The sequence below is a fragment of the Nocardia sp. NPDC057663 genome (genome assembly GCF_042799895.1).
Classification (GTDB): domain Bacteria; phylum Actinomycetota; class Actinomycetes; order Mycobacteriales; family Mycobacteriaceae; genus Nocardia.
This window is the reverse complement of the sequence record NZ_JBHVHX010000006.1, coordinates 67,609-93,604: the sequence shown is the minus strand read 5'-3', so window position 1 is coordinate 93,604 and position 25,996 is coordinate 67,609. Positions and strand designations below refer to the sequence as shown.

The 25,996-nt window shown below is 68.1% G+C and carries 22 protein-coding genes and 1 pseudogene; 14 read left to right on the top strand and 9 right to left on the bottom strand.

Going from position 1 to position 25,996, the window contains the following annotated elements; genetic code table 11:
* Positions 1–3: 3 nt before the first annotated feature.
* From ACFVAV_RS15990 to ACFVAV_RS15960, 7 genes are all read left to right on the top strand, one after another.
* Positions 4–1,509 carry an MlaD family protein gene (locus tag ACFVAV_RS15990; protein ID WP_379035539.1) on the top strand — a complete coding sequence of 502 codons (1,506 nt, stop codon included), beginning with the start codon at positions 4–6 and terminating at the stop codon, positions 1,507–1,509.
* Positions 1,506–2,531 carry an MCE family protein gene (locus ACFVAV_RS15985; RefSeq protein ID WP_379035537.1) on the top strand — a complete coding sequence of 342 codons (1,026 nt, stop codon included), beginning with the start codon at positions 1,506–1,508 and terminating at the stop codon, positions 2,529–2,531. The genes ACFVAV_RS15990 and ACFVAV_RS15985 overlap by 4 nt, the downstream gene beginning before the upstream one ends.
* Positions 2,528–3,523 carry an MCE family protein gene (locus ACFVAV_RS15980; RefSeq protein ID WP_379035535.1) on the top strand — a complete coding sequence of 332 codons (996 nt, stop codon included), beginning with the start codon at positions 2,528–2,530 and terminating at the stop codon, positions 3,521–3,523. The genes ACFVAV_RS15985 and ACFVAV_RS15980 overlap by 4 nt, the downstream gene beginning before the upstream one ends.
* Positions 3,520–4,632 (top strand): MCE family protein, encoded by a 1,113-nt coding sequence (locus ACFVAV_RS15975; RefSeq protein ID WP_379035533.1) that lies wholly within the window; start codon positions 3,520–3,522, stop codon positions 4,630–4,632. The genes ACFVAV_RS15980 and ACFVAV_RS15975 overlap by 4 nt, the downstream gene beginning before the upstream one ends.
* A gap of 8 nt (positions 4,633–4,640) precedes the next feature.
* Positions 4,641–5,732 carry an MCE family protein gene (locus ACFVAV_RS15970; RefSeq protein ID WP_379035531.1) on the top strand — a complete coding sequence of 364 codons (1,092 nt, stop codon included), beginning with the start codon at positions 4,641–4,643 and terminating at the stop codon, positions 5,730–5,732.
* Positions 5,729–6,907, top strand: a complete 1,179-nt coding sequence (locus tag ACFVAV_RS15965) for an MlaD family protein (protein WP_379035528.1) — start codon at positions 5,729–5,731, stop codon at positions 6,905–6,907. The genes ACFVAV_RS15970 and ACFVAV_RS15965 overlap by 4 nt, the downstream gene beginning before the upstream one ends.
* A 131-nt stretch (positions 6,908–7,038) precedes the next feature.
* Entirely contained in the window at positions 7,039–7,800 is a 762-nt protein-coding gene (locus ACFVAV_RS15960) for a hypothetical protein (protein WP_379035526.1), read from the top strand.
* 84 nt (positions 7,801–7,884) lie between these two features.
* Here ACFVAV_RS15960 and ACFVAV_RS15955 read toward each other — a convergent pair whose 3' ends face one another.
* The 6 genes from ACFVAV_RS15955 to ACFVAV_RS15930 form a co-directional block, all read right to left on the bottom strand.
* A complete protein-coding gene (locus ACFVAV_RS15955) occupies positions 7,885–8,403 on the bottom strand; it encodes a ribonuclease H (protein ID WP_379035524.1) in 519 nt (172 codons plus the stop codon).
* Between the two features lie 10 nt (positions 8,404–8,413).
* A complete protein-coding gene (locus ACFVAV_RS15950) occupies positions 8,414–8,887 on the bottom strand; it encodes an SRPBCC family protein (protein ID WP_379035522.1) in 474 nt (157 codons plus the stop codon).
* 68 nt (positions 8,888–8,955) lie between these two features.
* Positions 8,956–10,161 (bottom strand): L-2-hydroxyglutarate oxidase, encoded by a 1,206-nt coding sequence (lhgO, locus tag ACFVAV_RS15945; protein ID WP_379035520.1) that lies wholly within the window; start codon positions 10,159–10,161, stop codon positions 8,956–8,958.
* Entirely contained in the window at positions 10,158–10,832 is a 675-nt protein-coding gene (locus tag ACFVAV_RS15940) for a hypothetical protein (RefSeq protein ID WP_379035518.1), read from the bottom strand. Before ACFVAV_RS15940 ends, lhgO begins: the two co-directional genes overlap by 4 nt.
* A 334-nt stretch (positions 10,833–11,166) precedes the next feature.
* Positions 11,167–11,958, bottom strand: coding sequence for a TIGR03084 family metal-binding protein (locus ACFVAV_RS15935; protein ID WP_379035516.1), 792 nt, complete (start codon positions 11,956–11,958; stop codon positions 11,167–11,169).
* A 104-nt stretch (positions 11,959–12,062) separates the two neighbouring features.
* On the bottom strand, positions 12,063–13,418 hold the full coding sequence (locus tag ACFVAV_RS15930; RefSeq protein ID WP_379035513.1) for a hypothetical protein: 1,356 nt from the start codon (positions 13,416–13,418) through the stop codon (positions 12,063–12,065).
* Between the two features lie 245 nt (positions 13,419–13,663).
* On the opposite strand from ACFVAV_RS15930, the gene ACFVAV_RS15925 reads away from it, so the two are divergent.
* Positions 13,664–15,421, top strand: a complete 1,758-nt coding sequence (locus ACFVAV_RS15925) for a protein kinase (RefSeq protein WP_379035511.1) — start codon at positions 13,664–13,666, stop codon at positions 15,419–15,421.
* Between the two features lie 297 nt (positions 15,422–15,718).
* Here ACFVAV_RS15925 and ACFVAV_RS15920 read toward each other — a convergent pair whose 3' ends face one another.
* Positions 15,719–16,327 (bottom strand): TetR/AcrR family transcriptional regulator, encoded by a 609-nt coding sequence (locus tag ACFVAV_RS15920; RefSeq protein ID WP_379035509.1) that lies wholly within the window; start codon positions 16,325–16,327, stop codon positions 15,719–15,721.
* Between the two features lie 84 nt (positions 16,328–16,411).
* Between ACFVAV_RS15920 and ACFVAV_RS15915 the strand changes: the two genes are divergently transcribed.
* The 4 genes from ACFVAV_RS15915 (at position 16,412) to lon (ending at position 21,022) form a co-directional block, all read left to right on the top strand.
* Entirely contained in the window at positions 16,412–17,188 is a 777-nt protein-coding gene (locus ACFVAV_RS15915; protein WP_379035507.1) for a hypothetical protein, read from the top strand.
* 29 nt (positions 17,189–17,217) lie between these two features.
* Positions 17,218–17,388: a DUF2613 domain-containing protein gene (locus ACFVAV_RS15910; RefSeq protein ID WP_189031615.1), complete on the top strand. Its 171-nt coding sequence runs from the start codon at positions 17,218–17,220 to the stop codon at positions 17,386–17,388.
* Positions 17,385–18,455, top strand: a complete 1,071-nt coding sequence (locus ACFVAV_RS15905; RefSeq protein ID WP_379035505.1) for a DUF3068 domain-containing protein — start codon at positions 17,385–17,387, stop codon at positions 18,453–18,455. Before ACFVAV_RS15910 ends, ACFVAV_RS15905 begins: the two co-directional genes overlap by 4 nt.
* 152 nt (positions 18,456–18,607) lie before the next feature.
* Entirely contained in the window at positions 18,608–21,022 is a 2,415-nt protein-coding gene (gene lon, locus ACFVAV_RS15900) for an endopeptidase La (RefSeq protein ID WP_379035503.1), read from the top strand.
* A gap of 228 nt (positions 21,023–21,250) precedes the next feature.
* On the opposite strand, the pseudogene ACFVAV_RS15895 reads toward lon, so the two are convergent.
* Positions 21,251–21,679, bottom strand: a pseudogene (locus tag ACFVAV_RS15895) (PaaI family thioesterase); the annotation flags it as partial.
* A 148-nt stretch (positions 21,680–21,827) separates the two neighbouring features.
* Between ACFVAV_RS15895 and ACFVAV_RS15890 the strand changes: the two are divergent.
* Positions 21,828–22,904 carry a DNA polymerase IV gene (locus ACFVAV_RS15890; protein WP_379035501.1) on the top strand — a complete coding sequence of 359 codons (1,077 nt, stop codon included), beginning with the start codon at positions 21,828–21,830 and terminating at the stop codon, positions 22,902–22,904.
* A 154-nt stretch (positions 22,905–23,058) separates the two neighbouring features.
* A complete protein-coding gene (locus ACFVAV_RS15885; protein ID WP_379035498.1) occupies positions 23,059–24,054 on the top strand; it encodes an acryloyl-CoA reductase in 996 nt (331 codons plus the stop codon).
* A 10-nt stretch (positions 24,055–24,064) separates the two neighbouring features.
* Here the strand turns inward: ACFVAV_RS15885 and ACFVAV_RS15880 are convergent, their stop codons facing one another.
* Positions 24,065–25,951, bottom strand: coding sequence for an ABC transporter ATP-binding protein (locus ACFVAV_RS15880; RefSeq protein ID WP_379035496.1), 1,887 nt, complete (start codon positions 25,949–25,951; stop codon positions 24,065–24,067).
* Between the last annotated feature and the right edge of the window lie 45 nt (positions 25,952–25,996).

The window sequence follows — 25,996 nt, the reverse complement described above, 5'->3', positions numbered from 1 at the left end:
GCGATGATCATCGATCCCAGTGGGCGCGGTCCCACCATGAAACAGCTGTACATCGCCGGAACCTGTGGCGTCATCGTCTTCGCGGTGATCCTCGGCTTCCTGATGGCCAGGTATCAGGGTTATTTCGTGCCCAAGGTCAATGTGGCCGCCAACCTGTCGACCACCGGTGACGGTCTGCCGGCGAAGGCCGACGTCAAGTTCCGCGGCGTGCTCGTCGGCGCGGTCAAGGACGTCGAGATCGTCGACAAGGGCGTGGTGCAGAAGGTGAACATCGAGCTCAAGCCCGAGTTCGCCGGCGACATCCCGGCCAATGTCACCGCGCGCGTCGTGCCGAGCAACCTGTTCGCGGTCACCTCGGTCGAGCTGGTCTTCAACGGCGCGTCCAACCAGTACCTGCACGAGGGCTCGCAGATCCCCGAGGACACCAGCCAGGGCACGATCGCGCTGCAGGACACGCTCACCACGGTGCGCGACATCCTCGACGAGGTCGACCCGGTGCAGCTGGGCCGGGTGCTCGGCACCCTCACCCAGGCGCTCGACGGCAGCGGCCGGGTCCCCGGCTCCACCATCCAGCGCCTCGACCACTGGCTGACCACCGTCGCCGACGCGGGCCCGAACCTGGGCGGCATGCTCGACGACTTCTCGGCCTCGGCGCACGCGCTCAACCAGTCGGCGCCGGAACTGCTCGACGTGCTCGGCAGCTCGGTGCAGACCGCGAACACCATCGCGACCAAGCGCGACCAGCTGATCGCGCTGCTCGCCGGTGCCAGCGCCACCACCGACCGGGTCAACGACCTGTTCGCGGCCAACCCCGATGTCGGCAAGGAGGTCACCACCGGCATGAACGCCACCCTGGGGGCCGTCGCCAACGATCCGGCCTCGATCACCAAGACCTTCGACGTGTTCGGCCCCTCGCTGGCCAAACTGAACACGACGTTCCACGGTGGTCCCTCGGGCAACCAGATGGTGTGGAACGCGGGTCTGACGTTCACGCCCTATCAGCCGAACACCGTCGCGGACTGCCCGCGCTACGGTGACCTGCTCGGCCCGAGCTGCTTCACCGCGCCCGCCCAGGTCAGCCTGCCGCCGCTGCCGGAGAGCGTGCGCCCGCGCGCACTCGACTCGGCCGCCGGACTGCCGCCGCTGGTGGCGATCCCGGGCATGCCCGAGATCCCCGGCCTCACCACCCCGGGCATCGCACCGATGCAGACGGCCAACGGCACCGAGGTGAAGCCGTTCGCCGGCACGCCGCTCGAGGGCCTGGTCCCGTCGATCCAGATTCCGGGTCTGCCCGGTGTGCTCGGTGGCGCGCCTGCCCCGGCCGCCGCGCCCGCCGCGGCGCCGGAACAGCCTGCGACGGCGCCGGCCGGCAAGCCGATCTCCTACCAGGGCGAAGCGGCGATGACTCAACTGCTGGGGCGTAAGCCGACGGCATCCGAATTCCTGCTGCTCGGTCCGATTTTGAAGGGCGGAACCCTGCAAGTGTCCGAAAACGGGGGTGGCGCATGAGCATCCGCAAGCCACTGATCGGGTTCAGTATCTTCGCGCTCGTTTCTCTGCTGGTCATCGTGGTCGTGTGGAACACGCTCGCCCGCACGGTCGACGGAGACACCCGCAAGTACACCGCGATCTTCACCGATGTCCTGGGCCTGCGTCCCGGCGACGATGTCCGCATGGCGGGCGTGCGCGTCGGCAAGGTCGAAAAGATCGAGCTCGACGGCAAGAACGACGCCAAGGTGTCGTTCATCGTGCAGAGCGACCAGACGGTCTTCGACGACACCAAAGCCCTTGTCCGCTACCAGAACCTGATCGGTCAGCGCTACGTCGCGCTGACCCCGGGCAAGGCGCCGAGCCCGAAGGCGCTCGAGAGCGGTTCGGTCATCCCGATCGAACGCACCGAGCCCTCGTTCGATATCTCCGCGCTGCTCAACGGTTTCCAGCCGCTGTTCCAGGCGCTGGAGCCGGCCGAGGTCAACGCCATGTCGGAGACGCTGATCCAGGCGCTGCAGGGTGACGGTGTCTCGCTGTCGTCGTTCATCGTCCAGGCGGCGCAGCTGGCCTCGGATTTCCAGCGTCGGGACGCGATTCTGTCCGACGTGATCACCAACCTGTCCGGTGTGATGGCCGGGTTGGCCAAGCGAGGGGATGAATTGGAGACCCTGGTTACCCAGACCCGGGCGCTGATCGGCGGGCTCTACGAACAGGGACAGTCGCTGCAGGCCTCCACGGTCGTGCTGGCCGACGCGACGACCTCGCTGGTCGGCATGGTCGGCAAGATCCAGCCCAAGCTGGCGGCGGCGCAGAACTCGTCCACCGCGGCGCTGAACCTGCTGCTGGCCAACGGCGCCAAGCTCGACCAGGTCGCGATCGACATGCCGTCGATGCTCGCCGACCTGGGCCGGATGACCTCCGAGGGCACCCACGCCAACGCCTACCTGTGTGGCCTGGACGTGTCGCTCTACGGGGTCCTGTTCCCGCGCGGTCTGTTCAGCCAGATCGGTGGCACCTCCCACTCGGAGGTCTGCCGATGAGCACGCTGAAGAAGGCCTTCCTCGGCAACCGCAACTTCTGGCTCGGTGTGGTCGGCTCGCTGGTCATCGTGCTGCTGCTGGTCGGTTCCACCGTCTACCAGTTCATCGGCCTCGGCAGGCAGTCGATCGAGGCGGAGTTCGTGCAGGCCGCGGGCATCAAGGTCGGCGACAAGGTCGCCGTCTCCGGTGTGCAGGTCGGTACGGTCTCCGGCGCGAAGATCGAGGGCGACCACGTGGTGGTCACCCTCGACGTCGAGAACTCGCTGAAGTTCGGGCCGGATGCGCACGCCGCGATCAAGATGGCCACGCTGCTCGGCGCTCGCTACGTCGACCTGCAGCCGGGTGACGGGTCGGGCCTGAAGGACAAGACCATCCCGCGCAGCAACACCGACGTGCCGTACGACATCGCCGATGTCGTGCAGGTCGGTACCCCGAAGTTCCAGGAACTCGACACCGCGAAGCTGGCCGCCTCGCTCAACACGATCAACAGCCAGCTCGGTGAATCGCCGGAGCTCGTCGCGCAGGCGCTCGACAGCGTCGGTGCGCTGGCCAAGGTCGTCGACCGGCGCAAGGTCGAGGTCGACAGCCTGCTCAAGGACCTCAACCGGGTCACCCAGCTGCTGGCCGACAACCGCAACAGCATCCTGCTGATCATTACCCAGGGCGAGGCCATCGCCAACCGGGTGATGGAACGGCAGAACCTGCTGCGTCAGCTGCTGGACAACATCGCCACGCTGACCCGTCAGCTGGAGGAGATCGGCGTCGAGAACGGTAACCAGTTCGGCGGCACCATCGGTCAGCTCAACACGATGGCCGAGGGTCTGCAGAAGAACAAGGACAATCTCGACAAGCTGCTGCAGATCGGTCAGCCCACGGCGCGCTACTTCAACAACGCGCTCGGCAACGGTAATTACGGCGACGTCTCGCTGCCGTGGTTGTTCCCGGACAACTGGCTGTGCTTCGTTCAGGTGATCCAGGGGTGCGCAGGATGAAACTGACTTCCACATTCCGCGGCGGCAAGACGCTGGCCCGATCCCTGATGATCGGCGCCACCGCACTGACGCTGGGCAGCTGCTCGCTGCTGCCCGGCCAGGTGAACGACGCGCTGGGCATGTCGACCAAGATCACCGCGGACTTCGAGAACATCGCGGGCATGTACGAGGGCAACGAGATCATGGTCCTCGGCCTCGCGGTCGGCAAGGTCGACAAGATCATCCCCAAGGGCACCTACGTCGAGGTCCACATGACCATCGACGGCGGCGTCAAGATCCCGAAAGACGCGATCGCCGCGATCATCTCGCCCTCGATCGTCACCGACCGCCACATCGAGATCTCCCCGCCCTACACCGGCGGCGAGGCGATGAAGTCCGGCCAGCACCTGACCAAGGCCAGCACCAGGACCCCGGTCGAGCTGGACACGATGATCAAGACCATCGACCAGTTCTCCGCCGCGCTCAAGCCCGAACCCGGCCAGGAAGGCCTCGGCCCGCTCTCGGGCCGGGTGCTCTACCCGGTGCTCAACGGCAACGGCCAGAAGATCCGCGAGACCCTCGACGCGCTCTCGAGCGCGCTCAAGGTCGGTGTCGACAACAAGGACGCCATCTCCAACATCATCATCAAGCTCAACGAGCTGACGACGATGCTGGCCGACAACGATCAGTCGGTGCGCGATTTCAGCAACCGGGTGACCGCCATGACCGGGCTGCTGGCCGAACAGGCACCCGGCCTGCAGGCCACCCTGGACCAGCTCAACGCGTTCCTGGCCAACACCAGCACCACCTTCGCCGGACATCAAGACGAGCTGGCCGCCTCGCTGACCGGATTGACCAATGTCACCAACCAGCTGCGCGCCAACTCGGGCGCGATGGTCGAGATCGTCGACATCGTCCCGCTGCTGATGCAGAACATCGACGGCGCGATGAACAAGGAGAAGGGCTTCGTCCGGCTGCACGGGTTGATCGGCACCGCCCTCTCCGGCGAGGTCGTCAGCGTCTTCTGTGAGCGGATCCAGATGAAGTCCGATGGCTGCCGTTCCGGAAACATGCAGGATTTCGGGCCTGACTACGGCCTCACTGCCGCACTGCTCGGACTGACGAAATGACCCTACGTATGACGATGAAAGCCCGCCGCGCGCTCGTCGCCGCGGCCGCGACGGCCACGGTGGCGATCACTTCCGGCTGCAGTTTCACCGTGGAGGATCTGCCGCTGCCCAGGCCGGGTGCCGAAGGCGAGACCTACACGATCCACGCGGTGTTCGACAACGCGCTGAACCTGCCCGATCAGGCCAAGGTGAAGATCGGTGGTTCCGATGTCGGTGTGGTTTCCGACATCTCGACCAAGAACTTCCAGGCCATCGTCGATATGCAGATCAGCACGGACATCCAGCTGCCCAAGGGCAGCACGGCCGAGCTGCGTCAGGCCACTCCCCTCGGTGACGTCTTCGTCGCGCTGTCCAGGCCGAAGAACGACACCAGCGCCGGGGTATCCCTGCAAGACGGTGACACTCTCACCCGCGAGTTCACCTCGGCCGGCGCCACTGTCGAAGAGCTGCTGATCTCGGTGTCGATGCTGTTCAACGGCGGCGGCGTGGCCAGCCTGAGCCGGCTCGGCACCGAGCTCGGCTCGATCCTCAACGGGCAGGGCGGCAATCTGGCGCACCTGATCACCGAGATGACCGGTGTCATCGGCGAATTGAACAACAACAGCGCCAGGGTCGACACGGTGCTCACGGAGTTCAACACCCTGGCCAACACCATCGAGAACAACAAGACCCAGCTGGGTCAGGTGGCCGACACCCTGCCGCAGGCCATCGGCGCCATCGCCGAGAACAACAAGGCGATCGGCGATCTGCTCACCAAGGTGGCCACGGCGAGCGCCGCCCTCGGCGACTACTCCAACACCACCGGTGATCAGCTCTCCGAGCTGCTCACCAATCTGGACAACCTGATGAACGCGCTGGCCGCGACCGGTGACGACTTCGGTTACGTCATGGACCAGCTGCACGCGATCCGCCCCGGCGCGAACCAGACGTTCCAGGGCAAGTCGCTCGCGCCGTACGCGACGCTGACCAACCTCGACATCGGGTTGCTGACCGATCCGGCGAACAGCAAGTTCCCGGATCTCAAGGACGTGAACGATTTCGTCGGCACTTTCATCCAGGTGCTGCAGATCGTTCAGGGCCGAGTGGGAGGCCACCGATGAGCAAGGTGAAGAAGTTCTTCGGTAGCAAGATCCTGCTGGCGAACGCGGCGCTGGTGGTCGTGCTGATCGTCGGCGCGACCTATCTGCTGGTCAATGTCATGCGGGTGAACCCGCTGCGGTCCGAGTACGACGTGACGGTCAACCTGGACCGCTCCGGTGGTCTGCAGCCGGGCAACGACGTTACCCTGCGCGGGCACCGGATCGGCAAGGTCAGCACCGTCGAACTGATCGACCAGGGCCAGGCGATCGCCGTCAAGGCGTCGATCGACAAGAGCTACAAGATCCCGGTCGACACCATGATCCAGGTGGCGGCGCTGTCGGCGGCGGGCGAGCAGTACATCGACTTCCGTCCGCAGACCGATGTCGGCCCGTTCCTCGGCGACGGCGCGGTGATCAAGTTCAACCCCGAGCAGATCAAGACGCCGACCCCGGTGTGGGCCGTGCTCGACGACACCAGCGCGCTGATCGCACAGGTGGACCCGCAGCAGTTCAAGACCATCCTGGCCGAGCTCGACACCGCGCTCGGTGCCGGTCCGGATCAGCTGCGTGGCCTGATCAACGGCGTCAGCCTGGTGGTGGCGGGTCTGGACAACCTGCTGCCGCAGACGGTGAACCTGATCGCGAACCTGCGGGTGATCGCCGAGACCACCTCGCACGCGCAGCCGGATCTGCAGACGCTGACCCGCAACTCGGGCACGCTGCTCACCCAGTTCAACAACGCCAACGCCGAGCTGCAGGGCGTCCTGGACAACGCGCCCGGTCAGTTCGAGACGCTCGGCGCGGTACTGGACAAGACGGCCGATCCGATCAGCAGCCTGGCGGCCAACTTCGTGGCCGTCACCAGGGCGGCGCAGCTGCGCCAGCCCGCGCTGCGGCTGCTGTTCCCGTCGCTCGCGCTGGGTCTGGAGTCGATCGCCATTCCGGCCCACGAGGGCGAGTTCCACACCATCATCGACATCTGGCCGCGTCCGACGTGCTACTACGCGACGGAATACCGGCGCAACGAGGAAGTCCAGGACGGGTCGATCCCGAAGTGGAACTACTGCGTGAACCCGCCCGCCGATCAGCAGATCCGCGGCTCGGCAAACGCGCCGCGACCGAACGTGCCGAACAACGGCGCGCAGATGCCGCCGGGTGTCGATCCGAACGAGCGGACACCCATCCCGGCGAACTGAGTTGATGCCCGGCCCGGACGCGCACGCACCGGACCGGGCATACTCGCTTCAGGAGAGCGTGTGGTCCGGCTCACGGGCCCACGAACGATATCGGTGCGACATATGTGCCGGGAAAGAGCAGGATTGATTCGATGACCAGCGACGACGCCGAGAGCAAGAATGACGCTGCCACGGCGGACAAGCCCGATCTGGCGAAGGCCGATGCGACCGTCAAGGGCGCCGCGGCCACTCCCGAGCAGGACGCGGCCACTGTCAAGGCAGAAACCGTGACCGAGGCAACGCCGGCTCCGGCGCCCGCCTCGACCGGGAAATCGAGCTCCACGGGCTGGATCGCGGCTGGCGTGGCCGGTGTGGTTGCGCTCGGCGCGGCCACCGCGGCCGTGGTGTTCTTCCTGCAGAGCAATGACAAGGCCGACAAGCTCGACGCCATCGCCGATTCGACGAAGGCGGCCTGCGACTACGGCAACATTCTGGCCAACTACGACTACTCGAAGGACCTCGACGGCTATATCGCCTCGATGAAGGCGGGTGCCACCGGCGACTACCTGAAGGAATTCAGCGACGCCAGCGAGGCGCTCAAGGGCGCGATGGTCCAGGCCCAGGTCAAGTCCCGCGGTGAGGATGTGCAGTGCGCGTACATCTCGGGCACCACCGAGGACGTCAAGGCCATGGTCACCATGACCCAGTACCGGACCAACTTCACCCAGACCACCCCGGACCGGATGATGTTCGCCGTCGAGATGACCCTCGAGAAGTCCGACGACGGTAAGTGGCTGGTCAGCAAGCTGGATTCGCCGCTGCTCAAGAACAGCAGCCAGGCGCCCGGTGGCGCTGCCCCCGGTCAGACGGTGCCGACGCAGGCACCCGTGCCCGCGCCTGCTCCGGGCAACTGATCGACGATACGAACGCCTCCGGCGGCAGACTCACTCTGCCGCCGGAGGCGTTTTCGTGCGGACCAACCCCGGTCGTGCCGACCGTCAGAACAGGGTGAGTGTCCCGGACGGCGCTGCCGGCTCGACCGGCTTCCCCGTGGTCCGCGGTCTGGTGGTTTCGGCTTGCGCCGGGCGGGCGGCGGCCTCGCGTGCGGCCGCGCCTGCCAGTGTGTCGGCTTGTTCGTTGAAGTAGTTACCCACGTGCCCGCGGACCCAGCGGAAGCGTACCGGTCCTTCGCGGGTCGTGATGGCACGGTCGATCTGCTTGATGATGTCGACGTTCTTCACCGCGCCGCCGGTGGAGGTGCGCCAGCCGTTGCGCCGCCAACTGGTGATCCATTCCGAGGCGCACTTGATGGCGTAGAGGGAATCGCTCTCGATGAGCATCGGCTCCGAGCCGGGGTGCGCGAGGATGGCCTCCAGCACCGCGCGCAGTTCGGCGATCTGGTTGGTACCGGTGACCGCTCCCCCGCTGTCGGCGGGACCCTGGTGATTCACCCAGGCCCAGCCGATGGCACCACCGGGATTGCGCAGGCAGGACCCGTCGGTGCTCACGATGATCATGACCGCCACCCTAGGCGATGCGGCCGACAAGATCGGTACCGTGGAATGCCTCTATCTCCCTTCGCAACCGCGACTCCGTACGGCGCAGTGCCGATCTCGCGACCGCGTCGACGAGGCCGTGGCACAGGCGGCCGAACACACCGCGTGGTGGTGGATAGTCGGCTTCGGAGGTCAACACCGACCGTTCGTAGCCGAGTGGGTCGAACCGTAGTGTCACGGTTCCGTATACCCGCCCACGCAGGGTATACCCGATCACCGCATTGCGCCGGTATTCGGTGATCTCACAGGTCGAACGCAGCGGGATCGCCCCGAACAAGCGGACTTTCATCGCGAAGGCGGCGCCCAGCCCCCGGTCTGGTTCGCCGGCAGGCTCGATGCCGGCGACGCCGGGCATCCAGTGCGGGATGAAGCGGAAGTTCTCGGCGTAGGCGAAGGCGACGTCGACGGGTGCGCCGACGTCGCACGCATACTTGATGTGGCCCATCGGCCCTCCCTGGTCACGGATGGCCCCAAAATTACTACAAATCTCCTCTTTATTCGCCGGAATCGCGCTCAGAGCTGGTCGACGAGGTATTCCGCGATCGGCATCGCCGAGGTCGCCGCCGGTGACGGCGCGTTGAGGACGTGAATCGAGCGCGGTGTCCGCTCGATCAGGAAGTCGTGCACCAGGGTTCCGTCGCGCAGCACCGCCTGCGCCCTGATCCCCGCGCGATGCGGTAGCAGGTCCGCCGGCGTGAGTTCCGGGCAGTACCTGCGGCATTCGGCGAGATAGCCGCGCTTGAACACCGAATTGCGCAGCTCACGCGCCCCGGTCCGGACGTGGTTGCGGGCCACCCGGTGGAACCCGGGAAAGCTCAGGACGTCGACGGCGTCGCGCACGTCGACGCTGCCCTTGGCGTAGCCCTCCCTGGCCAGCCCGAGCACCGCGTTCGGCCCGACGGTCAGCTCGCCGTCGATGGTCGGGCTCAGGTGGACGCCCAGGAACGGCAGCGCCGGGTCCGGCACCGGATAGATCAGCGTGCGCACCAGGTCGGCCCGGTCGGCGGGCAGCCGGTAGTACTCGCCACGGAAGGGCACGATGCGGAAGTCGGTGCGGATTCCGGCCATTCGCGCCATCCGGTCGGCCTGCAGGCCGGCGCAGACCACCAGCGTGCGCGCAACGGTCGAGCCGGTCGGTCCGGAAACCGTGACGGCGTCGGCTGTTTCGCTGATCGCCTCGATCGGGGTGTCGAGCATGATCCGGCCGCCCATGGCCGTCACCTGGGCAGCCAGTGCGGCGGTGACCTCGGTGTAGTCGATGATGCCGGTGGCCGGCACGAACAGTGCGCCGACACCGGTGATCCTGGGTTCGCGCCGGACCAGCTCCGCCGCGTCGATCGCCTCCACGTCGACACCGTTGGCGATCGACCGCTCGTACAGGTCGAGCATCCGCGCGTGCTCGGCCGAATCGGTGGCCACCAGCAGCTTTCCGCACACCTGGAACGGAATGTCGTTGGCGGCGGCGAACTCCTTGGTCCACTGCGCGCCCGCCCGGCACAGCCGGGCCTTCAAACTGTCCGGCGGGTAATAGATTCCGGAGTGGATGACGCCGCTGTTGTGCCCGGTCTGGTGCGTGCCGAGGGTGGACTCCTTGTCCATCAGCACCAGGCTCGCATCGGGATACTTCGTCAGCAGGCGATGCGCGGTCGCGACGCCGACGATGCCGCCGCCGAGCACGCAGAAGTCGTACACACCGTCCGTGGTGCCGCCAGAACTCACACGTCGACGGTAGTCGGCGCCTCGTCGTCGGGCGACTGCGGTGCGGGCGTCGCGTCCGCGGCCGGTTCGGTGCCGTTGCGCACATCGGTCGACGGCTTCTGCACCCGTTCGACGCGCAGGGTATGGCTGCCGAGACCGGGATCGGACAGGACGAAGACCAGTTCGCCACGGCGGGTGTCGAGTTCGGTGCGCAGCGCGGTGACGCCGGCCGGATCGACCGTCACGCCGAGGTATTTCGACGCCAGGGTGGTCACCAGATTGGTGTCCACCGTGAACGCGATGGTGTCGGTACGCGCGGGCGCGACCTGCGCGCCGACGTAGGCGGTGCCGATCCGCAGCTGTCCGGCGAGCGTCGAATTGTCCGGCGTCGCACCGGCACCGAACTGCTGGGTTGCCACGGTGCGGGTCGCGGTCGGCACGACACGCTCGGTCGACACCGCGAGTTCGACGATATCGCCGGTGAACCGCGGCGAAGAGTCCCCGGCGAGCGGGGGATGATGCCCGTGACCGGGGGTGACGGCAGGCGCCCCGCGGTCGGCCTGCTGCGGCGCGAGTTCGGGCATGTGATTGACGATGTAGGCGCCCGCGGCCACGGTGAGGCAGAGGCTGGCGGCACCGGCGATGACGGTCGCGGACAGGCGCATGATCTGCGCGGGTCGATGTGCGGTCACGATGCGGTCCTTCCTGCGTGTGGGTATACCCGAGGGAACGGGGCCCGCATCGTTGAAAGCCACGCGCTGAATTCCACCGTACGGGGTGCTAGCTGGAGTTAGCACTCTCCGCCGGTGAGATCAGGACCACATCTGGACGTGCGACCTATAAGCGGTAGTCAGCGCGGTGTATCGAGGGCGCGGTTGTTTCTCACACCACTCGGTGGGGTACCCGAAATAAGCAGGCGAGCGTCATTCACGACTGTCACGGTGGTCAAACCCCGGCCAACGAAGTCCGGGGCAGTCGGCACGGATGGCGCTCAGAGACTGACGCTCGCCTGTTCGGGGATGTTTTTCAGGCGAACTGGCCTGCTTCGCGGCCGGATCCGGGGGGACCCGCAAAGGCCTGCGCGATGCCGAGCCAGTGTTCGGCGTCCGGGCCCTCGGTGACCAGGGCGGTGTCGTCGCGATGGCGGCGCTGGGTGGCGACCAGGCAGAAGTCGACGGCCGGACCGGTGACGCGCTGCTTCGCGTCCTCGGGACCCCACGTCCACAGGGTGCCGTCGGGTGCGGTCAGCTCCACCCGGAATTCTTCGGCGGGGCCGGATTCACCGTGGACGGTGTAGGCGAAGTTCCTGGTACGGACGCTGATGTGGGCGACCGTGCGTAGCCGGGCGGTGGGAGTGCGATCGACGCCGAGCGCGTCGGCGACGTCCTGCCCGTGCGCCCAGCTCTCCATGATGCGGGCCGAGATCATCGACGCCGGGCTCATCGGCGGGCCGAACCAGGGCAGCTTGGTGCCAGCGGGCACGGCGGCCAGCGCGGCGATCAGCTCGGCACGGCCCGCGCGCCAGCGCACGAGCAGGTCGGCGGGCGGGGTCTGCGCCACTTCCGCGGCGGCCTCGTCGACGAAGGTGAACATCTTCGGTGCGGCCTCGGTCAGCAGCTTCGTGAAGGTGTCGCCGTCGGTGGCGGCCAGCTTGGACACCTCGTCGGTCCAGGTCAGGTGGGCGATCTGCGTGGTGATGTCCCAGCCGGGCGATGGGGTCGGCGTCTGCCACTGCTTGGGGGTCAGCGGTGCGACCAGGTTTTCCAGATCCGCGCATTCGGCGGCGAAGTCGTCGAGGAGCGCTGCGAGGTCAGCCATCTGTTCCCTTGCCGATCATGGCGCGACCCGGTACGGGTGCGCCTCGTCACCAAGAATCTCAGCGACCCCAGAAAAATGCAAGCATGCGTGCTTGTTATTTGCCGCTACCAGCCGAAGGTGAGGAGGTGGATCGCGCCGACTACGACACCCAGCACACCACCGTGCACGTACAGCAGCCACGCGTCCTGCTCCACCGCGGCATAGAACATCTCCATGAACTCGCCCGGCGTGAGTTTCTGCAGCTTGCGATCGGCGAACTCGTCGATCTTCTTCGCCTGCTCCAGCACGAACTTCTCGTCGTCGACCATCTCCGGCGCGAGGCTCATGCCTGCGCCGGCGCCGGAGATGGCGAGGTTGTCGTACCCTTTTTTCCCGATCGCCGCGCGCACCATGAACGCGGTCGGGCCGAGCTGGTGCTGGATTTCCTCGGCGACGACCCGCTCGATCAACTGCTTGGTCTTGTCGCCGTTCGGCCCGTCGAGCAGCTCGTTGGACAGGTTCTCCACGGTCAGCACCTGGTAGGCCAGGATGTGCGCGAGGTCGGTCGCCGCCTGCGGCTGCCGCTTGGCCAGCAGGGCTTGGCGCCACAGGTACTTGTAGCGCGGCTGCGGGTCGCCCGGCTCGAACACCATCTTGATCGCGATGACGTTCACGATGACGCCGATCGCGGCCGAGGCCAGCAGCACGATCACCCACGTGGGCACCAGTCCCCAGTACGGGATCTGCGAGTGCACGTGCAGGTACAGCGCCAGCACCAGGCCGAACGGCGCGCCGAGCAGGCCGATCCGCGCCATGAACTTCAGTTCCGGCGCGGCGATGGTGGTGGTGAGGTCCTTGAGAATGGTCGGGTTCTTCTCCAGGTACCTGATCACGAAGTTCTTGACGTCGAGCAGCTGGTCGATGTTGTCGCCCAGGCTGGCGAACGCGCGCCGACCCAGCGCGGGCAGCTGCCGGTCGACCCGCTGGTAGACGGCCTGCTTCACCGGCCGCGGCAGCGAGCGCCACAGATCGGGATTCTCCCGGTACATGATCTCGTCGACGATCGGCCGCACCTGGTCGCGGGCCCGTTCGGCGAGATAGTCGCCGATGCCGTCCAGATCGAGTTCATGGATGAAATCGCGCGGGCTGCCGATGCGCATCAGCGCCTTGTCGACGCAGATACTCGCCATTTTCTCGGAGCGGGCGGGGATGAAGCCCTGGAAACCGAGCTTGCGCCCGTCGCCGGAGAAGGTCGGCAGGACCTGGACCCGGCGCGGCAGATACGGGTACAGGACATGCAGCATCGGTACCCGGAAGCCCTTGAAATGCAGCGGCCAGAACAGCATGAGCACGCCGGTCCAGTTGGTGAGCCAGCCCGCCACCGCGCAGAAGATCGGGAAGCTCACCAGCTCGACCACAAATTTCGACTGCCCCGTCAGCTCTTCCCAATCGATGAAGAGTCCGGAGGCCAGTGTGGTCATCGAGGAGCCCCCTAGTGCTGACGCGCGAAGAACGTGAAGAACGTGAGAATAAGGCAATCACATTCTGACCGGTCTCGATGGGGTACGGCGTCGCGACCCCGTTTGCCGAGGCCGCCGGCGGCCGGATCTCCGCGCCCGATGGACCTGGTCACGAGCCCAGTTCGTCGTCTGATCGTGCGGTTAGAGTGACCGGGCAGACAAGTGCTCATGTTCGGAGGGGACCGGTGGTGGAACAGGTATCCGCGATGCAACCCCTCGGCAGCGACGATCCACGCCAGATCGGGGCGTACCGGCTGCTCGGCGTTCTCGGCGCCGGCGGGATGGGCAAGGTGTACCTGGGCCGCAATGCGGGCGGGCGCACCGTCGCGGTGAAGGTGATCCGGCCGGATCTGCTGGGCGACCCCGAGTTCCGGGTCAGGTTCCGCCGGGAGGTGGCCGCCGCGCGCCGGGTCGGCGGGGCGTTCACCGCGCCCGTGCTCGACGCCGATGTCGACGCCGATCCACCATGGCTGGCCACCGGTTACGTTGCCGGTCTCGCGCTTTCGGACGCGGTGGCCCGGTTCGGTCCCTTCGCCGAACCGTCGCTGCTCGCCCTCGGCCACGGGCTGGCCGAAGCGCTCGTCGCGATTCACGGTGCGGGCGTGGTGCATCGCGATCTGAAGCCGTCGAATGTACTGCTGGCCGTCGACGGACCGAAGGTGGTGGACTTCGGTATCGCGCGAGCGGTCGAGGACACCGCGCTCACCACCACCGGAAAGGTCATCGGCTCACCGGGTTTCATGTGCCCGGAGCAGGTCACCGGCGAACCGCTCGGGCCCGCGTGCGATGTGTTCGCGCTCGGTGGTGTGCTGACCTTCGCCGCATCGGGGCACGGCCCGTTCGGCACCGCCGAGATCGTGCAGATGCTGTGGCGGATCGTCTACGAGGAGCCGCGCCTGGCGGGCCTGCCGCCGTCGCTGCGCCCGCTGGTCGCGGCCTGCGTGGCCAAGGACGCCGCGGCCAGACCCACACCGCAGGAAGTCCTGTCCGAGCTCGCCGGAATCGGCAGGCCCGAGCGATCCGGGTGGCTGCCGCCCGCCGTGCTCGAGGAGGTCAGCATGCGAGCGGTGCGCTTGCTCGACCTGGATTCCGGCCCGGCCGACTTCTCAGCCGGCCTCGGCACGCCGGATACCTCGATACCGGACCGGGCTGCCACCGGCTGGCACGCCGGCGCTGTCCTGCCTGCGGCGACCGGCGGGTACTACACGGCGTCCCCTGGCGTTGCCCTGCCTGCGGCGACCACCGGCGGCCATACGCCGCCTCCTGGCGCTCCCCTGCCTGCGGCGAACGTCGGCGGGTACACCCCCGTGCCGTATTCGACTGTCCGCCGGCCGGTCGGCGGAGCCGGTGACCCCACCATGACGCCGACAGCCTGGCACCTGGCGACCCGTCCGGATGCCGTCTCGGGACCGCATCCGATCCTGCCCGAGCGCTCCGCCTCGCGCCGCACCCGTAACCTCCTCGCGGTCGCGGCGGTGACCGTCGCGGCCGCGGTCGCGGCAGGTGCGTTCCTGATCGGCATCCAGCTGCGAGACCAGCCGGATGCCGGCGGTGTGGCCGACACGACGTCGGTCGCCGAGGCCACGGACACGCCGACCGCCACCGGCGCCCCGGCCACCACGGTCCCCAGTGCCTTCGTCGGGAGCTGGCAGGGGCAGGCGTCGGACGGTCCGGTGCGCTTCGCGATCGAGCTGACCATCGGCAACGGCAAGGTCGGGCAGAAGGTGGCCACCGCGTCGAACACCGGCACGATCTCCGGTGAGCGCTGTGAGCGGTCGGAGACCCTGGTCGAAGCCACCACCGACCGCCTCGTCTTCCGGGCGAAGCTGACCGGCAAGAGCGCGCGCGGCTGTGTCGACGAGGGCGCGACCTCGACGGTCACCCTGCGGCCGGACGGCACCCTCGCCTACAGCACGCCGGGCGTACTCGGCGGTAGCATCGCCGGCGTCCTGCGGAAGTCCTGATCGTCGATTGCCGGCCGGTTGCCGGCAACGTACCGGTAGGTCCGAAACGGCGAACCGGACACCCCGCGTGGCCGGTGGTGGTTCACTACCACCACGAGCTTGTTTGGACCCGTGACCAGCACATCTCCCCAGGTGATGCCGATCTCAAATTTTCAGCCGTTGCGATCTGGGTCACTACTATGCCAGACTCTCGTCCCACACTGTGAAGCCGTCCGGTCTCACAATGTCCGGAGAGGGAGTGGGTTGAGCAAGCGGCAAGTGCGTGATGTTGCCACCCTCCCGGCGGTTGCGCGGAAATCAGTCCACGACCAGCGAGAGCGCTGCGGCGGTCAGCAGGTCGACCAGCTCGCCGACCGGCGGGCGCGAGTCGAGCAGCAGCCATTCGTGCGCGACACCGTTGACCGCGCCGGTGATCAGTCCCGTGGTGAGCTGCGCGTCGCCGCGCAGCCGGACGCCCTTGCCTGCCAGCGCGGACTCGATCAGCGCCGACCAGGTGTGGCGCCGCTCCCGGCGATGGTTCTCCATCCGATCGCTGACCCCGACGACCTCGATCAGCGCCACCTGCGCGCGGTACGGGTCGGAACCGAGCGATTCCAGGTAGGCGGCCAGGCCCGCGCGCAGCGCGGACTCCGGGTCGCCGTGCTCGATCACCGCCGCGGCGACCGCGGCCGCCGCGTCGTTCTGGATGCGGTCGTAGGCCGCGATGAGCACGTCCTCGCGTGTCTCGAACTCCTCGTAGAACTGCCGCTTGGACAGCCCGGCCGCCGCGCACACCTCGGCGAGCGAGCACGTGACGTACCCGCGTTCGGCGAAGATTCGCGTCGCTGCTTCCAGGAACCGCTGGCGCCGTTCGGCTTTACGCGCGACGACTGTACGACCCCCATACCGCCTGTCCGCTGTAGTCACCTCTCCAATGTATCTGAAACCCGGGATCACACTTACCTTTCCGGACTGCTCCAACCAATCCCCACAAAGAAGGACGGCTGACCAGTGCTGCGCACCCGAGGCTCGCGGACCGCTTTGTCCGCTCTCGTACTAGCGGTGAGTGCCTCACTCGCCGCACCGGCATCGACCATGGCTGCCCCGCGGCCAGCGGCACAGCCGAGCGTTCCGGCGATCGCGGAGAACGTACCCTCCGAGACGCTGGCCGCGCTGGCACCGTCGATCGTAAGCGCCATCTCCGCCCCGGCCCCCATCGCGGATGGTGCGCAGGGCGCGATCCTGGCCCAGGCGCGCGTGCTGCTCGCCACTCCGGGCATCCCCGCGCAGGTCAAGTCGACGCTCGAGCGGGTCATCACCTTCCTCGACGGTAGTGGTGGCGGTGGCCCCGAGCTCCCGCCGTCGGACGGACCGCGGATCGCGCAGTTCCTCTACCCGACCATCGGCAAGGGCTGCATCGGCCCGACCTCCGATTCCGTCGGCACCGCGCTGGCCGTACCCGGCCCGGCCGAGCTGCCGCCGCCCGGGCCCGCCGCGGGCCAGACCGGTTTCGTCTTCACCGCGCTGGGTACCAAAACGGCTACCGTCGTGCAGAACCCGCCGATGACGGTGCAGTGGGTCAACCTGGACAACCGGCGCACCGGCACCCTGCCGCTCACCACCGCGGCCGGAATCAACCCGGACGGACCGGCCACCCTGTCCGCCATCGCCGACACCGGTTCGGGCCGGGTCGCCGCGGTGATCACCGGTTCGCTCACCACGACCACCGCCGATGGTGACCGGACCTGCTCGTTCGCCCCGACCCTCGGGTTCTTCTCCGTCGCTTGAGCCGACGCCACGTATTGGAGTTTCGATCTATGAAGTTTGCCGTCCCCGGCCTGATCAGCGGTCTGGCCGGCGCGATCCTCGGGGTGATTGCCGTGCTCGGCATCACCGCAGGCGCGCAACAGAATTCGATCCCAGCACCCGAGACCACCGCTGACCCCGGCTCGTCGGTGCTCGGCAACGTGCAGTACGGCAGCCGATGAACAGCGGGCGCAGGATGATCGCCTGCATTCTCGTCGGACTCGGCGCGCTGCTGCTCGCCGCCGCTGTCATGATTCCCACCTACACCGTCGGCAAGGTCGCCAAGACCCCGCTGGATCTGCGGATCACCACGATTGCCAAGAGTGTGCCGGGCGAGGAAAGCCTTGTGCTGGACGCGAAGTCGCTCACCTCGCCGGAGGGCTCGGCCAAGGTCGACAAGAACGTCCCGGTCGTCTCGCAGCGCTTCCTGACCGTCGAGGAGCCGTCGGGCTCCGACGAGATGACGGTCCAGGCCGGCCAGACCCTGCGTCGTGACGACCGCGACGGCGACACCGGCATCCTCACCGCCTCGATCGACCGGGTGACCATCGACCGCGTGACGGGTCAGCCCGTCGACGCCTCGCCCAACAGCTCGCTCGCGGTCACCGTCGACAAGTCGGGCGCCTCGGTGGCCGACGCCCTGACTCGCCAGGGCCTGCAGTACCGCTTCCCGATCGGCACCGAGAAGAAGTCGTACCCCTACTTCGACACCAACGCCCGCTCGACCCGGCCCATCGACTTCGTCGAGGAGGCCGAGATCAACGGCGTGCCGGTCTACCACTTCCGGCAGACCATCCCGGTGACGAACATGAACGACGTGGTTCCCGCCGCGACCAACAAGCTCAGCCTCCCGGCCGCCAAGTGGGGCCTCGAGGGCGACGAGCCGGTCACGATGACCCGCTTCTACACCAACACCCGTGACCTGTGGGTCGAGCCGCGGACCGGCGCGGTCCTCAAGGGCGGCGAGTCCATCCACCTGTACTACGGCCGCAGCGCCAACCAGGTCGACGTCACCGCGCTGAAGGCACACCTCGTCTTCGACGAGGAGACCATCGACGCGCAGATGGCCGTCACCCAGGAGAGCCTCGACAAGCTCGACCTGTTCGGCAAGACCCTGCCGATCATCCTGGGCATCCTCGCCGCGATCCTGCTCATCGCCGGCGCCGTCCTGGGCGTCCTGAGCGGCGGCTCCACCTCGCGCCGCACCTACGACCCGCCCACCGAACAACTCCGCACCTCGAACCTCTGACTCGGTTCCCCTGCACAGCGCGGCCTCTCCGGATCACTCCGGGGAGGCCGCGCTGCTTTCGTCGTTCGCCGTCGGTGAACGACGGCACCGGTAGGAACAAACCACCACCCCCCCGGGTTGAGTCAGCAAAGCTCAACTTTGGAAGGGTCGACATGACTACAGCTCAGAACCTGCCGGTGCTGTTCCTCACCGATCCGATCGTGCTGCCGGGCATGGTCGTGCCCATCGAATTGGACGAATCCGCGCAGGCCGCCATCGACGCCGCGCAGGCCGGGAAGACCGGCGCCGTACTCGTCGCGCCCAGGCTGGACGAGGGGTACGCCTCCTACGGCGTCGTCGCCTCGATCGAGCAGGTCGGGCGGATGCGCGGTGGCGCTCCCGCCGCCGTGCTGAAGGCCGAGCGCAGGGCGCGGATCGGGCACGGCGTGACCGGGCCCGGCGCGGCCCTGTGGGTGGAGGCCGAAGTGGTCGAGGAGGCGGCGCCCGACGAGCGGACCACCGAACTCGCCGCCGAATACAAGAAGCTGGTCGTCGCGGTGCTGCAGCGGCGGGAGGCGTGGCAGATCATCGACATCGTCAACCAGCTCGACAAGCCGGACGCCATCGCCGACACGGCCGGCTACGCGCCGTACCTGTCCGACGAGCAGAAGCGCGAGCTGCTGGAGACCCCGGACGTCGTCGTCCGGCTGACCAAGCAGATCGAGTGGATCAAGGACCACATCGCCGAGGTCGAGGTCACCGACAAGATCTCCGAGGACGTCCGCGACGGCATGGAGAAGAGCCAGCGCGAGTTCCTGCTGCGCCAGCAGCTCAACGCCATCCGCAAGGAACTCGGCGAGGACGAACCCGACGGCGCCGACGACTACCGCACCCGCGTGGAGAACGCCGACCTGCCCGAGAACGTGCGCGCCGAGGCGCTGCGCGAGGTCGGCAGGCTGGAGCGGGCCAGCGATCAGAGCCCGGAATCGGGCTGGATCCGCACCTGGCTCGACACCGTGCTCGACCTGCCGTGGACGGTGAAAACCGAAGACAGCACCGATGTCTCGGCCGCGCGCGCCGTGCTCGACGCCGATCACCACGGCCTGGACGAGGTGAAGGACCGCATGGTCGAGTACCTGGCGGTGCGTGCGCGCCGGGCCTCGCGTGGTCTCGAGGTCGTCGGTGGACGTGGCTCGGGCGCGGTGCTCGTGCTGGTCGGTCCGCCCGGCGTCGGCAAGACCTCGCTGGGTGAGTCCGTCGCGAAGGCGCTGGGCCGCAAGTTCGTTCGCGTCGCCCTCGGCGGCGTGCGCGACGAGGCCGAGATCCGTGGCCACCGCCGCACCTACGTGGGCGCGCTGCCCGGCCGGATCGTGCGCGCGGTGAAGGAGGCGGGTTCGATGAATCCCGTTGTCCTGCTGGACGAGATCGACAAGGTCGGCTCCGACTTCCGCGGTGACCCGGCGGCGGCGCTGCTCGAGGTCCTCGACCCCGCGCAGAACCACACCTTCCGCGACCACTACCTGGACCTGGACCTCGACCTGTCGAACGTGCTGTTCATCGCGACGGCCAATGTCATGGACACCATCCCCGGCCCGCTGCTGGACCGGATGGAGCTCATCACCGTCGACGGCTACACCGAGGCCGACAAGGTGGCCATCGCCCGCGACTTCCTGGTGCCACGGCAGCTGGAACGCAACGCACTGACCGCGCAGGAGGTTTCGATCACCGACGCGGCGTTGCGCGAGATCGCGGCGAACTACACCAGGGAAGCCGGGGTGCGCCAGATGGAGCGCCTGGTCGCCAAGGCATTGCGCAAGGCGGCGACCAAGCTGTCCGTAGCCGGCTCGCCCGCAACCGATTCCGGCGCCGACGTGCTCGACCTCGGTCTCGGCTACGATCCGTCACTCGGCTACGACAGTGCGGCAACGGGTCTGATCGTCGACGTCGACAACCTGACCGACTACCTCGGCCGTCCCCGGTTCACCCCGGACTCGGTGGAACGCACCGCGGTCCCCGGCGTGGCGACCGGTCTGGCGGTCACCGGCGCCGGTGGCGATGTGCTCTACATCGAGGCCAATGCCGCCGAGGGCGAGCGCTCGCTCACCCTCACCGGTCAGCTCGGCGACGTCATGAAGGAGTCGGCGCAGATCGCCCTCACCTACGTGCGCTCGCACCTGGCGGAGATCGGCATCGAACCGAAGGTCCTCGACCGCAATATCCACATCCACTTCCCGGCGGGTGCGGTGCCCAAGGACGGCCCGTCGGCAGGCGTCACCATGGTCACGGCTCTGGTCTCGCTGGCACTGGGCCGCCAGGTCCGCGGTGATGTGGGCATGACCGGCGAGGTCACCCTCAACGGCCGGGTGCTGCCGATCGGCGGCGTGAAGCAGAAGCTGCTCGCGGCCCAGCGAGCCGGTCTGAAGACGGTCTTCATCCCGGCCCGCAACGAACCGGACCTCGACGAGGTCCCGGCGGAAGTACTGGCCGCCCTGGATGTCCGCCCCGTCGCCGACGTGGCCGACATCCTGGCCTACGCCATCGAGCCGATCGCCGAACCGGCGGCCGACAAGCTGGCGTACACGGCCTGACAGAACGCCGAACTGGCGTAATCGTGCATTTCCGAGCCGAATTGCACGATTGCGCCAGTTGTTCTATCGGCTGACCGTCGGCGGCAGCGGGGCCGCGTCCTCGGCGGTGATGATCGGGAGCTGATCGGTCTCGAAGGTGTCCTGGTCCTCGCCGAACTCGTCGTCGAAATCAGCGTCGTCATCGAATTCCGGGTCTTCTTCGGCGTCGGCCGCGGCGGACGGGGCGAGGTCCTTTTCCACGCGCCGGGTCGTTCCCTGGGCCACCGCGCACAGTGTCGGTTCCTCGCCCTCGGTTTCGGCGTAGACGTCGCAGTGGGTGACGGCCTGGCGGCGGGTGGCGCCCAGGACGGTGGCGTGGATGCGCAGGCGCTCGCCCATGGCGGGGCGCAGGTAGGTGATGGTGAAGCCGCCGGTCAGGACGTTGGGGCCGAGGACGGTACCCGCGGCGAAGGTGAGCGCGTTGTCCGCCGCGTAGGCGAGCACCCCACCGTGCACGAAACCGAACTGCTGACCGTGTTCGGGCTGGATCTCGATGACCAGGGTGGCCGCGCCGTCCCCGAATTCCGTGAGTTCGGTGCCGACGAGGCGCGCGAACGGCTGCGCGGCTAGTACCTGGCGGGCCAGGTCGAGATCGAGGGTGGTGGCTTCGGTCGGCATCGGGTGTTCCGTTCTTCGAGCTCGGTCGTGACATCGGTTGGCGCGCTACGGATATTGCCATCCGGCCGGTTCGGCGAGTACCCCAGTGCCGCACCCGTCAGCGCCAGGTTGCGGCGGTTTGTCGGTACCGTGCGGTAATACTTCAACCGTGCCCCAGTGGCTGCTGCATGTCGATCTCGACCAGTTCCAGGCGGCGGTGGAATTCCGGCGTCGCCCTGAGCTGCGCGGACAGCTGGTCATCGTCGGCGGCTCGGGCGATCCCGACCAGCCCCGCAAGGTCGTCACCTGCGCGTCCTACCCGGCCAGGGCCTACGGTGTGCGCGCGGGCATGCCGTTGAAGACGGCGCATCACAAGTGCCCCGACGGTGTGTTCCTGCCGGTGGACATGGCCGCCTACGAGGCCGCCTCCGACGAGATCATGGCGACCCTGGGCCGGGTGGCGGGCGGGGTCGAGGTGTGGGGCATGGACGAGGCGTTCGTCGCCACCGACGGCGATCCGTGGCCCTTGGCCGCCGAGATCCGCAGTGCCGTCGTCGAACTCGGCCTGACCTGCTCGGTCGGCATCGGCGACAACAAGCTCACCGCGAAACTGGCCACCGGTTTCGCCAAGTCGGCGGGCAAGTCCTCCGCCGAGCCCGAGCACGACCCCGGCGCGGCGGCCGGCGTCTTCGAGCTGACCGCGGCCAACTGGACCGAGCTGATGGGCCACCGCCCCACCGACGCGCTGTGGGGTGTCGGCGCCAGGATCGCGCAGCGCCTGGCCGCCCTCGACATCGCCACCGTCGCCGACCTGATGGCCGCCGACCGGCAGCGCCTGGCCGCCGAATTCGGCCCCAACACCGGCCCGTACCTGTGGGTCCTCGGCCACGGCAAGGGCGATACCGAGCTCACGACCACCCCGCGAATCCCGGTGGGCCGCAGCAAGTCCGAGACCTTCCCGCACGATCTCACCGAGCAGGCCGAGATCCGCCGCGAGGTGGCGAGGCTGGCCACCGAGGTCGCCGAGGAGATGATCGAGCACCAGCGGATCAGTACCCGCGTCTCGGTCACCGTCCGCACCAAAACCTTCTACACCCGCAGCAAGCAGCAGAAACTCCCCGAGCCCACCGCCGATATCGCCACCATCGTCGACACCGCCCTGGCCATCATCGACCGATTCGACCTCGACCGCCCCGTCCGCCTGCTCGGCGTCCGCCTCGAACTCCTCCCTCCCGAGCCCTCTTGACCATCTCACGACCACCCCGACTCGTGGACAGCTGATCAACCACGCTGTGGTGGCGGCACCGGCCGAGAGAGCACCGCCACCACAGCGTGGTGATCGCCTGTCCAGGAAGTTTTGGTCTGCCCGTGGGGGTGGTTCGCCTCGTATGCTCTGAGCCATGGATTACTCCGCGATGGTCGCCCGTGAATCCGATGGTGGGATCGTGCTTGCCCGTGAGCAGGTGGGGGACGATTTCCTCGGCAGCGGTGAAGTGACGATCAAGGTCCACTACTCGAGCGCCAATTACAAAGATCTCCTCGCGATCACCCCGCGTGGCGGCGTGGTGCGCAACTACCCGATCGTGCCCGGTATCGATCTCACCGGTGAGGTGGTCGCATCCGAGATCGACGACTTCGCCCCCGGCGATCAGGTGATCGCGCACGGCTACGAGATCGGCGTCGCCCGCAACGGTGGCTTCGCCGAATACGCCAGGGTGCCCGCCGAATGGGTGGTGCGCCTGGACGGCCTCGACACCCGCGACGCCGCCACCATCGGCACCGCGGGCTTCACCGCGGCGATGAGCGTGCAGGCCCTGCTCGACCGCGGCCTCACCCCCGACGACGGCGCGGTCCTGGTCACCGGCGCGACCGGCGGTGTCGGCACCGTCGCCATCGACATCCTCTCCGGCCTCGGTTTCGAGGTCATCGCCTCCACCGGCAAGACCGACGCGGGCGACCTGCTCGCCGAACTCGGCGCCAACGAGGTCATCGGCAGGCTCCCGCTCGACCCGGACGCCAAGCCCCGCCCCCTCAATAAGGCGGTCTGGGCGGCCGCGGTCGACAGTGTCGGCGGCGCGTCGCTGGCCCATGTCCTGAGCTCCATCGGCTACGGCGGCGCGGTCGCGGCGAGCGGCCTCACCGGCGGCGCCGAACTGCCCGCCACCGTGCTGCCCTTCATCCTGCGCGGTGTCAGCCTGCTCGGCATCGACTCGGTCTTCCTGCCGATCGAGAAGCGCCGGGCGCTGTGGTCGGCCCTGGGTAAAGAGCTTCGCCCGCAACATCTCTCGACGATCGAGTCGTTCGCCCCGATCACCGAGGTGGGTGCCGTCCTGCAATCGATCAAGGACGGCACCCACTCCGGTCGCACCGTCATCGGGGTCGCGGGCGAGTTCTGACCGGTCGGCGCTAGACCGCGGTCTTGACCGGGACCGGGTCGTCGGCGAACTGGGTGCGGTAGAGCTCGGCGTAGCGGCCGTCGGCGTTGAGCAGGTCTGCGTGGGTGCCGCGCTCCACGATCCGGCCCTGCTCGAGCACCACGATCTGGTCGGCGGCGCGGATCGTCGAGAGCCGGTGCGCGATCACCAGGGCGGTCCGGCCGTGCAGCGCCTCGGTCAGCGCTTCCTGCACCGCGGCTTCCGAGGTGGAGTCCAGTGAGGCGGTGGCCTCGTCGAGGATCACCACGCGCGGCTGCTTGAGCAGCAGCCGGGCGATGGTCAGGCGTTGCCGTTCGCCACCGGAGAGCCGGTAGCCGCGTTCGCCGACGACGGTGTCGAGGCCGTCGGCGAGCGAGCCGACCAGGTCGCCGAGGCGGGCCCGGCGCACCGCGTCCCACAGCTGCTCCTCGGTCGCTTCCGGTTGTGCCAGCAGCAGATTCGCGCGGATCGTGTCGTGGAACAGGTGCCCGTCCTGGGTGACCAGGCCGACGGTGCGCTGGATCGACTCGGTGGTCAGCTCGCGCACATCGGTGCCGTTGAGCCGGACCGCGCCGGAATCGACGTCGTAGAGCCGCGAAACCAGTTGGGCGATGGTCGACTTGCCCGCGCCCGACGAGCCGACCAGGGCGACCAGCTGGCCGGGTTCGGCCCGCAGCGTCACCTCGTGCAGCACCTCGACGCCACCGCGGGTGTCCAGGGTCGCGACGTCTTCGAGCGAGGCGAGCGACACCTTGTCGGCCGAGGGGTAGCCGAAGTCGACCGCGTCCAGTTCCACCGCCACCGGGCCGTCCGGCACCGGGACCGCGCCGGGTGCGTCCTCGATCAGCGGCTTCAGGTCGAGCACCTCGAACACGCGCTCGAAGCTCACCAGGGCGGACATGATCTCCAGGCGCGCGCTGGCCAGTGCGGTGAGCGGGGTGTAGAGGCGGGTCAGCAGCAGCGACAGCGCGACGACCGAACCGGCGTCGAGGCTGCCCTGCAGCGCGTACCAGCCGCCGAGGCCGTAGACCAGGGCGAGCGCGAGCGCCGAGACCAGCGTGAGCGAGGTGACGAAGGTGGTCTGCAGCATGGCGGTGCGCACGCCGATATCGCGCACCCGGGTGGCCCGCACCGCGAACTCGGACGATTCCTGCATCGGCCTGCCGAACAGCTTGACCAGCGTGGCGCCGGGCGCGGAGAAGCGCTCGGTCATCTGGGTGCTCATGGCGGCATTGAGCTGGGCGGCCTCGCGCTGCATGGCGGCGAGGCGGTTGCCCGCGCGGCGGGCCGGAATGACGAACACGGGCAGCAGCACGAGGGCGAGCAGGGTGATCTGCCAGGAGATGCTGAGCATCACGGCCAGGGTCAGCGCCAGCGTCACCAGGTTGGTGACGACGCCCGACAGCGTGTCGCTGAACGCGCGCTGCGCGCCGATGACATCGCTGTTGAGCCTGCTCACCAGGGCGCCGGTCCTGGTGCGGGTGAAGAACGCGACCGGCATCTTCTGCACGTGATCGAACACGGCGGTACGCAGGTCGAGGATCAGCCCCTCACCGATCCGGGCCGACAGCCAGCGGATGACCACCCCCAGCCCGGCGTCCAGGACTGCGAGCCCGGCGATGGCGAGGGCGAGCAGCACGACGGTTCGTGGCGCCGAACCGCCGACGATGTCGTTGACGACCCGTCCGGCGAGCACCGGCGTCGCCACGCCGAGGATCGCGGCTACCACGCTGAGCAGCAGGAATCCGGAGATCCGGCGCCGGTGCGGGTCGGCGAAGCGGAGGATGCGGCGGGCCGTGGCCAACCTGAACGGCCGATCCTCCTCGGGCGCGTTCATCCGCCGGTACATCTGGCTGTAGGCCACCGATTCGATACTCACTGCCACGCTCCTCTTCGCTCCCCACCCATCGAACTCCTGCCCACC

Coding starts and splice junctions, on each gene's coding strand:
- ACFVAV_RS15990 (WP_379035539.1), top strand. CDS start 4: ATGATCATCGATCCCAGTGGGCGCGGTCCCACCATGAAACAGCTGTAC.
- ACFVAV_RS15985 (WP_379035537.1), top strand. CDS start 1,506: ATGAGCATCCGCAAGCCACTGATCGGGTTCAGTATCTTCGCGCTCGTT.
- ACFVAV_RS15980 (WP_379035535.1), top strand. CDS start 2,528: ATGAGCACGCTGAAGAAGGCCTTCCTCGGCAACCGCAACTTCTGGCTC.
- ACFVAV_RS15975 (WP_379035533.1), top strand. CDS start 3,520: ATGAAACTGACTTCCACATTCCGCGGCGGCAAGACGCTGGCCCGATCC.
- ACFVAV_RS15970 (WP_379035531.1), top strand. CDS start 4,641: ATGACGATGAAAGCCCGCCGCGCGCTCGTCGCCGCGGCCGCGACGGCC.
- ACFVAV_RS15965 (WP_379035528.1), top strand. CDS start 5,729: ATGAGCAAGGTGAAGAAGTTCTTCGGTAGCAAGATCCTGCTGGCGAAC.
- ACFVAV_RS15960 (WP_379035526.1), top strand. CDS start 7,039: ATGACCAGCGACGACGCCGAGAGCAAGAATGACGCTGCCACGGCGGAC.
- ACFVAV_RS15955 (WP_379035524.1), bottom strand. CDS start 8,403: ATGATCATCGTGAGCACCGACGGGTCCTGCCTGCGCAATCCCGGTGGT.
- ACFVAV_RS15950 (WP_379035522.1), bottom strand. CDS start 8,887: ATGGGCCACATCAAGTATGCGTGCGACGTCGGCGCACCCGTCGACGTC.
- ACFVAV_RS15935 (WP_379035516.1), bottom strand. CDS start 11,958: ATGGCTGACCTCGCAGCGCTCCTCGACGACTTCGCCGCCGAATGCGCG.
- ACFVAV_RS15930 (WP_379035513.1), bottom strand. CDS start 13,418: ATGACCACACTGGCCTCCGGACTCTTCATCGATTGGGAAGAGCTGACG.
- ACFVAV_RS15925 (WP_379035511.1), top strand. CDS start 13,664: ATGCAACCCCTCGGCAGCGACGATCCACGCCAGATCGGGGCGTACCGG.
- ACFVAV_RS15910 (WP_189031615.1), top strand. CDS start 17,218: ATGAAGTTTGCCGTCCCCGGCCTGATCAGCGGTCTGGCCGGCGCGATC.
- ACFVAV_RS15905 (WP_379035505.1), top strand. CDS start 17,385: ATGAACAGCGGGCGCAGGATGATCGCCTGCATTCTCGTCGGACTCGGC.
- lon (WP_379035503.1), top strand. CDS start 18,608: ATGACTACAGCTCAGAACCTGCCGGTGCTGTTCCTCACCGATCCGATC.
- ACFVAV_RS15885 (WP_379035498.1), top strand. CDS start 23,059: ATGGATTACTCCGCGATGGTCGCCCGTGAATCCGATGGTGGGATCGTG.